Genomic DNA, 9,358 nt, shown 5'->3' with positions numbered 1-9,358 from the left:
TCATGCTGCGAAGGCTATGCCGAAGAACAATATGATCCCGGACGGACACTAAGGCTGCCGCGGGCGCGCAAGTCGGCGTCGTACTCAGCCCAGTTGGTGACCTTCTGGCGCTGCATGGGGATGCGGTGCAGGCGATCAGTGTCGGCCTTGAACGGCATAGCAGGCGTCCCCCACGGCTCGAGGGCTCACCCCCAACGCCAACCTACTCCAAGGCGCTCTATCGCACGACCTATGCAACAAGATGGTGCAACACGCTGCCCGTGCGCTAGACCGGCTTCCAGCACCAGAACCCAGAGGCCGGGACCGGCGGAGAGGCGGGCGGCCAGGGCGCAGCCGGCACTCCCGGCGCCGACCACGACGATGTCGGCTTCGATCGTTGCAGGCACTAGCGGCATCGCGGGAACCTTGGGTTTCGGTGAAGGGGGGCTAGGGTTCCCAGTGGCGGCGAAATTGTCCATCACTATTAGTTGTTAGAACCTACCCTCGCTCGCCGTCGTGGCTTCTTCTGTAATAGAAATGGACGGCGCGTACGGCTGGGTACTTCGCTCTGTGTCGGCGTCGTCTCCCGCCAAAGTAATCCGCCTGCGTACATGAACTCGCGGTGTCAATCGTGTTTGCTCCCTTATGCAATTTGCTTCAGGGGAGTCTGCATGACTGATTTTGCCACTTTCAGGGTGTTGGATGACGGGTCGGGCGGTGAGTCGTCAGAAGGATCGGCGGCCAGCCACCACCAAGCACCCGGCTCCCGCGGCGACTGCGTGGAACTTTCACGGTCGGGCCCCGTCACCGATGACCTCACCGCCCTGGACGGAAACCCGGTGAACGATCTCGGCACTCCCGAGGCAACGGACTGTCGCGCCTCCGCCGGCCTCGAACTGTGGGGTGGCATCGAGTGTACCGTCCTCCGCGTCGGAGACATGTGGCGCGACCAGCTGCGCGAGAGCGGACACTACCACCGCATCGACGATCTCGAAGCCGTCGCGCGGCTGGGCTTCCGCACTCTGCGCTACCCCGTTCTGTGGGAGCACGTAGCCCCAGAGCGCCCCGGCGAGTGCGACTGGCGCTGGCACGACGAGCGGCTCGCCCGCCTGCGGGAGCTCGGCATCACGCCCATCGCAGGCCTCGTCCATCATGGCGGCGGGCCGCACTACACCAACCTGCTCGACCCGGACTTCCCCGTGCTGCTCGCCGAACAGGCCGCACGCACCGCCCGGCGCTACCCCTGGATCAAATCCTGGACGCCGGTGAACGAGCCGCTGACCACCGCGCGGTTCTCCGGCCTTTACGGCCATTGGTTCCCGCACGGCACCGCCGAGGCGACCTTCCTCCGCATCCTGGCGAACGAGTGCCGCGCGGTCCTGCTCGCCATGCGCGCCATCCGTCAGGTCATCCCTGATGCCGAGTTGGTGCAGACCGAGGATCTGGGCAAGACCTTCAGCACGCCGCCTCTCGCCTATCAGGCTGCGGACGAGAACGAGCGGCGCTGGCTCAGCCTCGACATGCTGACCGGCCGCCTGGACCGGGACCATGCGTGGTGGCCGCGGCTGCTCGCCGCCGGCGTGACGGAGGCGGAGCTGGACGAGTTCCGCACCGCGGATGCCGGGCCGATGGTGATCGGCTTCAACTACTACATCACCAGCGAACGCTTCCTCGACCACCGGCTGGCGCTCTATCCCGGCCACATGCAAGGCGGCAACGGACACGACGCCTATGCCGATATCGAGGCCGCGCGGGTGCCGCTGCCACCGCAGGACAGGACAGGGTGGGAGCCTCGGCTCCGCGAAGCCTGGCAACGCTACGGCGACATCCCCATGGCAATCACCGAGGCGCATATCGGCTGGTGCCCCGAGCACGAGCAGGTCCGCTGGTTCCTCGAGGCCTGGGATTCCGCGGCGAAGCTGCGCGCAGAGGGCGCGGATTTCCGTGCGGTGACGATCTGGTCGCTGCTCGGCGCGGTGGACTGGAACAGCCTGCTCACGCGGAAGACCGGGCACTACGAGCCGGGCGTCTTCGACATGCGTCACCCGAGCGGGCGACCGCAGCCCCGGCTGATCGCCAAGGCGGCCGAGGCCATCGCCAAGGAGGGCCGCTTCGAGCATCCGCTGTTGCAGGAACCCGGTTGGTGGCGCAGGGACGACCGCTTCCTCGTGCCGCCACGGCAGGCGGCCGGCTGACCGGGTACGCGCCGCGATCCGCCGATGCAACCGGCGCCGGCCGCGACGCCTTCCTCCCCGCCCCGCTCCCTGACGCAGGAGAACCCGCCCGCCATGCCGTTCCGCTCCCAGCTGTTCGACAGCTTCTTCATGGGGGGCTTCGAATGCTCCACCCATCGGTGCAGCGACGGGCGGCGGCTGGACCTGATTGCCGGCACCAGGCACGATCGGAACCGGGACCTGGGGTGGGGCAGAAGCGTTGAGGCGGCTGGACGCTCATAATGCCAAGGTCCAGCGTGTCCGCTGCCGGATCGAGAAGGTGTTCGGCACCTGCAAGCGCAGCTACGGCCTGCGGCGAATGCGCTGGATCGGGCTGGCCAAGGCAGGGCTGCAGGTCCGCCTTGCCGTTATCGCTTACAATCTCCGGCGCACGCTTACCCTGCTGAAGCCAGCCACGACCTGACACGGGACGAGTCTGCCTGCGGCAAGCGTTGCGATTCACAAAGACGGCGAGGTTGGACAGCAGCGTCAGGTCGAGCGAGCTACGACGACGCCATGCCAGGCCACGGCGCAATGCTGACATATCCGCGCACAGCTCTCATTATGCTTCCAATGCTCGACGCACGGCATGATTTCCCCCTTCGCCGCGCTGTAGCTGCCGAGCTTATCGGTGATCAGGACGCGTGGCGGCCTGCCTTGCCGCTTCAGCAGCTTGCGCAGCAGCCGCCTGGCGGTAAGCGTGTCACGCCGCCGCTGGACAAGCACGTCGAGCACGCGCCCACTCCCGTCGAAGGCGCGCCAGAGCCAGTTCTGCACACCAGCGACCCTCACCGCCACCTGATACTGTCGGCGAAATCCGAAATGCTTGAAGTCCCTATGGTGTTGGCGATCAAGATCGCTGCAGTGGAACGATACGCCTGGCGGGGACGCGCCTCCACTTGGCATAGCGAGATGGGTTGTCAGAGCAGGATCGGGTTGCAAGGCTGGGTCATGATGGTTCCGTCAGGCGTCGCGCCAAAGATGTTCGGCTTGGCCGCCCGGACAGCGGCGGATAGGTCTCTGACATACTGACGGCTGGCCTGGATCTTGGGAATGGAATGCATCTGCTGCGGTTCGGTCGCTGTCACCGAGTGGCCGGACCGCACCGCCCAGGGCTATCGCAGGTTCCGCCGCCGCGACTGCGGCAAACAGCTCAACGAGCGCAGTGCCGACCTACTGAACCGGGTGCAGTACCCGAGCGACGTCATCGCGCTGGTAGTGCTGTGGCGGCTGCGCTACCGCCTGACCCTGCGCGATCTGGACGAGATCTTTCTCCAGCGCGGGATCGTGTTCAGCTATGAAGCCGTCCGGGATTGGGACGCGAGCTGGCACCCATCCTGGCCCGGGAACTCCGGCAGCGGCGGCACGGCAGAGGCGATGCCCGCAGCCGCCACTGGCATGTCGACGAAACGTGCCTCAGGGCTCGCGGCCGGTGATGCTACTTGTATCGCACCATCGACCGCAATGGAGACCATGTTGAGCGAGCACCGCGACATGGCAGCGGCCCAGACCTTCTTCCGCTCGGCGATGTCGGCCACCGGCCAAGTCCCCGCCATGTGACCACAGATGGATACGGCTCTTACCCGCGAGCAATTCGCAGCACTCTCGGCCGGCGGGTTGTCCATCGCAGCAGCGCTTACAAGAATAATAGATTGGAACAGGATCATCGCGGCGTTAAAAGCCGCATTCGATGTATGCGCGGCTTCAGGAGCTTCGGTTCAGCGGAGCGGTTCTGCCGAAGCTATGACGAGCTCCGCAACTTCCTCCGCCTCCAAACCCATCACAACCAACACGTCTCCACCAACCGCAGACGCCTTCTTCATCTCCGTCGTGCCATTCCTGTGCTCGCAATCCTCAAGGCAGCATAGACGGAGCTCACCGTCCAACTCGTGACGCCAAATCTGGCGCGAGTGCTGACAGAACCGTCCCGCCGGATGCAAGGTTGGCGAGCGAGGCTCGTCAGGTACGAAGCTCCGCCTCGACTATCACCAGGCTAAAGCAACCGGCCGGCGACACCCATTGCAGGGTTGACAGGAGAACCTCATGCGAGGTTTCACTAGCTGGGTCCTTTCCCTTCGGTCCCAATGTTGCTGCGCCTTATAGCAAGAAGCGTAAGGTCTGCGATGGTTGCATCACCGATGCGCTCTAAGTGCGCCGGCAACTCCCGGAGGAGTGGCGTCCGTGCGAACACCAGCACGTAGTCGTACTGCGTTATCTCGGGCACACTGAGCGGGTCGGGCGAGCGGTAAAGCCATGCGGTTGCCGCCAGCCGATATCCGGGCAGTCCTGGATCCGTCGCAATCGAGTCGGGCTGGCTGTAAAGCGGCGCGATTGGCAGCAGGATCTGCGCGAGCGGCGCTACGGCGGGTGTGAAGGAAATCGGCTGCTTCTCGGGTTCAGCAAACAAGGTCGGCACGAAGCTCTGCCGCGCGATAACGGCGAGGGCCGAGGCGTGGTCAATGGGCGGCCTGCGGAGAAATATGGCGCCGATATCCTCTGTTGCAATAATGGTAAGAAGCTTCCGTCCAGGCTCCATCGCCGACATCAACTGCATGATCTCCGCGTAGCGCCGATTGCTCTGCGCCCATTCGGACGTCATCACTGCAGTCCGCACGAACACCAGCGTTATTGTTGCGGCTGAGAGGACGAACACGGCCCGCCCTGGTAGGCCACGCCAGCGGGTCGCAGCTATCGCTACGGCCACAATAGCCACGGGCAGCCGATAGTCCGCGAATGCAGCTCCGAGCAAGCCGAAGGGCATGACGAGGAAGACCGCGGTCAGCGCGGAAACCACGACGGCCCCTACTGGGGAGAACACCAATCGACGGGACGTCAGCCCCGCCAACACGGCTGCGCCAAAAATAAGAAAGGTAGCAAGTGTAACTGATCGGACACCGATGTCGAATACACTATAGAGCCCCATCAACTTGTCCCAAGCCATCGCTGGCTGGATGTGACCGAAGCCGATGTTGCGGGAAGTCGGACTGAACAGAACCAGCACCAGGAGTGCCGGAAGGAACTGCAACGCGGTGGCTGCGTGCCGAATGACAAGAGGCCGTATGGTCTCCTGGCGCATCCAGAGTGACCATGCTGCGTGACAAAGCCAGAAGAAACCATAAATGGCGAAGGCGTAAAGGTGAAAGAAGAAGAGCGCGGCCGCCCCGAGACCAAAGGCGGGTAGCAGGACTGCCAGAGATCGTTCATGTAGGGAAGCCCAAGCAGCAGCGAGAAAGATGGCGAGGGTCAGCCCACCTATGTAGTTGGTGAAGCCATAAAGCAGAACGTAGTTGAACACCAACAGTGCCGAGGCAAGCGGCCAGTATGACCACACGCCAAAGAGTGCGCGATTGAGGCTCAGGACCGCGGGGATCAGCAAAACAGACAGTGTCCCGACAAGCACCTGGCTTATCCGTTCGGTCGGCAGCGAGGTTGCGATGTGGATCGCCTGGACGACCACATCTAGGCCGATGTTAGCGATCGGGTGCCACTCAACTTGGTAGAACTCCTGCAGCGCAGGAAGGTCGCCGTAATGGGCAACCACAAAGTAGCGCGCCAGATGGTTCGGGTAGTCGATCATGCCGAGCCAAGGTCCGGTCCAAAATGGCAAGCTGCAGAAGGTTATGGATACAATCGTGACAATGGCTAGCTTCCAAGGAGATGGAACCGGCCTGTGCAAAGCAACAGATTCCTGGCCATCGGCATCAGGGCGAGAAGTCAAGGCTATGCAACTCCTGCTGGGCGCGCTTCCTGCCGGATGGCCAAAGAGGTAAGCCGCAACTCATGATCTGCTGATTTTCTGCGCGCCGATCAGCCGCTGAGCTGGATAGCGGGGAGAAATGAGTAGATCACGATGACCTAACGCCAGCGGCAGAGCTGAACCACTTTCGTGAGATTGTTCTCCACCGGGCGGCAGGATGCTCGGTTGAACGCGATGCCGAGCACGTTCGCGGCCTCCTGATCATAGTCGTCCGGGAACTCAAGAACAACGAAGGCCGGCCCAGAGTGCGACCGTACGGCCCGCAGTACCAGCGCTGCGTAACTGGCAGGATCGGCCGCCACGCCCGCCCAGTTGGGATTGGGGCCGCCGACGAACCAAACTTTGGGACCAGCCAAGAACGGCGCGACGAAAGCAACGGCGGGTCCGAGCATCACGACCAGCGAGCCCTCCGGCAACTCCAGTTGGCTGACCGCTACCACCGCGGTCCCTCGGGGCTCTGCCTCCCACAAGAAAGGCTCGCGCGGATGAGCAGGGTACTCGGTGACCAGGGCACAGACGCCGAAGGCGGTTGCCAGGCAGAGTGTTGCCCCGCCACGCCACAACCCGGCCGACAGTACCCATCCATGCCTCGGGGGGGCCGCCAGGAGCAGTTCGCGTGCCACCGCCCAGACCGGGATGCCGAGCAGCACCTCGATTGGGACCGCATAGCGCAGGATGGAAAAGACACCGAGCCAGGCCGCATAGCCTGCGAGCACGAAGGCGATCACCGTTTGCACTGCGCGTGTGGCGACTTGCTCGACGGGGACGGCCACCATGGCGCCGGTCCAGGCCGTGAGAGGGTGTTTGTCTCGCTGGGACCAACGCCAAGCCGCCAGAACCAGAAACAGGAGTAGCGCGGCGAGGCCGACGGCGAAGCGCGGGTCGGCGAGTGGCGGCTCCAACACAACTCCCTCGGACCGGTGCGCCCAGAGGAGTGGATAGGCAAGTGCTTCCGCCAAGCTATCCGGGAGGAAGCTGATATCCCGCTGGCCAGTGGGCGGAAACAACGGCGAGCGGAAGATGGTGTTGGCGATCGGTCCGAACGGGTTGCCGAACCGCTGCCAGAGGAACACCCCCCAAGGTCCGTAGGTGATCGCGAAGCCCAGCGCGCCACCGAGCGACAACAGCCCCACCGCCCGTGTCCTTGCCCCCATGCCACCTCGTGCCGCGATGGTTGCGGCAAGCGCGAGGGCGGGCGGGAAGATGATGGCGGTGAGCTTCAGGCCAACCGCACAGCCGCCTAAAAGACCAGCCAACAGTCGGCGCCGCGCAGCCCGGTGCGGCTCGTGCCGGTCATCGGCTTCGGCCGCGAGCAGGAGGATGAGCAGCGCGCCTAGGACCAGACAGCCAATCTGGACGTCGTTATAGGTTGAGCCGGCCTCCGGTAGCGTTGCTGCGCCGGTTAGTCCGAACAACGCGACCAGCGCACTGGCGGGGTTCACGCGTCCGGCTGCACCATGGCAGACGAGATTAGCAATGGCGATGGTGAGGAATGCCAGCAGTCCCGCATAGCTGGCCTGCAAGACCGATACCAGCCGTGGCCAGGAGTTTAGTGGGCTCTGGGTGAGCAGGTAGAAAGGCAGGTCGAGACCGGGGTGCAGGAAGCTATGAGCCCGTGCGGGTGCGAGATCGACCGCCCATCGGCCTTCCAGCAGGGCGTAGACGTTGTAGTAGTGGTAATTTCTTAAATCCCAGCTGGTGTCCCGGCCAAGAGCGAGGGCGATTGCGGCTGCCGCGATCCAGCAGGCGAAGAGCACGCCCCAGCCCATCCGAAGCCCACCAAAGCTCGCGGCGTTCTTCCGCCACTGCGATTGTTGGACGGTGCGGGTTATCCGGTCAACCATAGCCGGTGCGAACGCTGGCCAGGCGGAGCATAAGCGTTCGGCCTTCCTGAGGGACGGCAAGAGTCTAACAGCAAGCCAGATGCATAACGATCACGTTGCTGCGCTTTGCGAATGGCGGCTTCGTCGTCGTGTAATGCGACTTGGTGCTCGCCAATGACTGTTTCCCAACGGCGGTGCAAAGGACCTGCAGCGTCCTGGGCAGGCAATCCCGATGCTTGCGGCACTAGGCTTGATAATCAGCCTTGAAATAGGTTGAAGGTGGCGGTCTTCCGCGGGTTTCTGGTGCTTGGGAAGTATCTGATCTCGCAAGTTTGGCCTCGAACAAGGGCCAGAACCTTGCAAACGCGGCTGTGGGTTGCGGACCCGGAGGGGGCGTGATTCGGTCGGGGGACCCTGGCTGGGAACCTGTCGATGCGCCCGAAGCAGCCCAAGGCCGAGCCGCAGGCAGACCTCTTCCGTGGTTTCTGCTGCACCCTTGCGGTGCCGCCCTGTGCAGGTACAAACCACGGCATGGTGAGACGGCGGAGAGTGGCCTTGGTAAGGCCGGGTCAGTCCTTCAAGGGCCGGCAGGGCATTGCCAAGTTGGCGGTCTCTGTCCGGAACGAGGCGGCTGGGCCAAGCTGGGTTGATGATGCCCGAGCCCGTCACCTACCCCGGCTACCGCTTTCCGGCCGAGATCATCAGCCATGCTGTATGGCTTTATCATGTCTTCAGCCTCAGCCTGCGGGACGTTGAGCTGATCCTGGCCGAGCGCGGGATCACGGTTACCCACGAGAGCATCCGGCAGTGGGGCCTAAGGTTCGGGGCCGACTTCGCCCGGAGGCTTCGGCCGGCGCCGGCCGAAGCCGGGCGACACTTGGCACCTCGACGAGATCTTCCTGCGGATCAATGGTGTGCTGCACTACCTCTGGCGCACGGTAGACCAGCACGGGGTCGTGCTCGACATTCTGGTGCAGGGCCGGCGGAACGCGACCGCGGCCAAACGCTTCTTCAAGCGCCTGCTGGCCGGCCTGAAGTACAAGCCGAAGCGCATCGTCACCAATGGCCTGCGCAGCTACGGAGCGACAAAGCGCGAGGTCCTGCCCGATGTACGACACCGGACCAGCCGATACCTCAACAATCGTGCCGAAAACTCACATCGCCCGACCCGGCGCCGGGAGCGCCAGATGCAACGCTTCAAGTCGCCCCGCCAGGCACAGCGGTTCCTTTCAGCGCACAGCATGATCTACGGTCACTTCCGACCGCGGCGGCACCTCATGAGCGCTGCCCAGTACCGGCACGCCCGCGCTGAGGCTTTCGGGGTCTGGCAGCAGGAGACCTGCGCCCGGATAACGGTGTGACGCCGCATGCGGTCACGCAATGCGTCCCAGCGACGCTGTTGCGCAAACAAGTTGGCAATGCCGGCTCTCGGTCTATCCTGCCAATCGCGCTCGCCCCGAGGGCAGCCCGGCGACAGCGGTCCGGGTTGTGAAGACACCGCCCGCAATCCCCTCTCCAACGCTGCCCAGCCCGCCAGCTGTGGTGATGAACAGTGTGCGCATGTCGGCGCCGCCGAAGGCGCAACT

7 protein-coding genes and 2 pseudogenes are annotated in these 9,358 nt (G+C 64.0%); 5 read left to right on the top strand and 4 right to left on the bottom strand.

The genetic code is table 11. The annotated features are described in order from the left end of the window. Positions 1–269 precede the first annotated feature (269 nt). Positions 270–395: pseudogene (locus AC5JJ6_RS28270) on the bottom strand (lycopene cyclase family protein); the annotation flags it as partial. Between the two features lie 255 nt (positions 396–650). On the opposite strand from AC5JJ6_RS28270, the gene AC5JJ6_RS28265 reads away from it, so the two are divergent. Together AC5JJ6_RS28265 and AC5JJ6_RS28260 are read left to right on the top strand one after the other, a co-directional pair. Beyond that, on the top strand, positions 651–2,174 hold the full coding sequence (locus AC5JJ6_RS28265) for a family 1 glycosylhydrolase (protein WP_496045257.1): 1,524 nt from the start codon (positions 651–653) through the stop codon (positions 2,172–2,174). A gap of 187 nt (positions 2,175–2,361) precedes the next feature. Further along, positions 2,362–2,616, top strand: a complete 255-nt coding sequence (locus tag AC5JJ6_RS28260) for a transposase (RefSeq protein ID WP_496045256.1) — start codon at positions 2,362–2,364, stop codon at positions 2,614–2,616. 65 nt (positions 2,617–2,681) lie between these two features. On the opposite strand, the gene AC5JJ6_RS28255 is transcribed toward AC5JJ6_RS28260, so the two are convergent. After that, positions 2,682–3,098 carry a DDE-type integrase/transposase/recombinase gene (locus tag AC5JJ6_RS28255; protein WP_496045258.1) on the bottom strand — a complete coding sequence of 139 codons (417 nt, stop codon included), beginning with the start codon at positions 3,096–3,098 and terminating at the stop codon, positions 2,682–2,684. A 147-nt stretch (positions 3,099–3,245) separates the two neighbouring features. On the opposite strand from AC5JJ6_RS28255, the gene AC5JJ6_RS28250 reads away from it, so the two are divergent. Together AC5JJ6_RS28250 and AC5JJ6_RS28245 are read left to right on the top strand one after the other, a co-directional pair. After that, the gene (locus AC5JJ6_RS28250; RefSeq protein WP_496045255.1) at positions 3,246–3,752 is read left to right on the top strand and encodes a transposase family protein; all 507 of its coding nucleotides are present in this window, start codon (positions 3,246–3,248) and stop codon (positions 3,750–3,752) included. Then, positions 3,749–4,060, top strand: a complete 312-nt coding sequence (locus tag AC5JJ6_RS28245) for a DDE-type integrase/transposase/recombinase (protein ID WP_496045254.1) — start codon at positions 3,749–3,751, stop codon at positions 4,058–4,060. The genes AC5JJ6_RS28250 and AC5JJ6_RS28245 overlap by 4 nt, the downstream gene beginning before the upstream one ends. A 188-nt stretch (positions 4,061–4,248) precedes the next feature. Here AC5JJ6_RS28245 and AC5JJ6_RS28240 read toward each other — a convergent pair whose 3' ends face one another. Next, positions 4,249–5,769 (bottom strand): hypothetical protein, encoded by a 1,521-nt coding sequence (locus tag AC5JJ6_RS28240; RefSeq protein ID WP_496045253.1) that lies wholly within the window; start codon positions 5,767–5,769, stop codon positions 4,249–4,251. Between the two features lie 278 nt (positions 5,770–6,047). Next, positions 6,048–7,718: a glycosyltransferase 87 family protein gene (locus AC5JJ6_RS28235; RefSeq protein ID WP_496045252.1), complete on the bottom strand. Its 1,671-nt coding sequence runs from the start codon at positions 7,716–7,718 to the stop codon at positions 6,048–6,050. Positions 7,719–8,424: 706 nt separating this feature from the next. Between AC5JJ6_RS28235 and AC5JJ6_RS28230 the strand changes: the two are divergent. After that, positions 8,425–9,133: pseudogene (locus AC5JJ6_RS28230) on the top strand (IS6 family transposase). The last annotated feature ends 225 nt before the right edge of the window (positions 9,134–9,358 follow it).

It is taken from the genome of Skermanella sp., from assembly GCF_059503625.1.
Note: the sequence above shows the minus strand (reverse complement) of the source record. Positions and strands in the feature narration are given on the sequence as shown.

Excerpts from the sequence above, each read along its gene's own strand:
- AC5JJ6_RS28265 (WP_496045257.1), top strand. The coding sequence starts at position 651 with ATGACTGATTTTGCCACTTTCAGGGTGTTGGATGACGGGTCGGGCGGT.
- AC5JJ6_RS28255 (WP_496045258.1), bottom strand. The coding sequence starts at position 3,098 with ATGCCAAGTGGAGGCGCGTCCCCGCCAGGCGTATCGTTCCACTGCAGC.
- AC5JJ6_RS28250 (WP_496045255.1), top strand. The coding sequence starts at position 3,246 with ATGGAATGCATCTGCTGCGGTTCGGTCGCTGTCACCGAGTGGCCGGAC.
- AC5JJ6_RS28240 (WP_496045253.1), bottom strand. The coding sequence starts at position 5,769 with ATGATCGACTACCCGAACCATCTGGCGCGCTACTTTGTGGTTGCCCAT.
- AC5JJ6_RS28235 (WP_496045252.1), bottom strand. The coding sequence starts at position 7,718 with ATGGGCTGGGGCGTGCTCTTCGCCTGCTGGATCGCGGCAGCCGCAATC.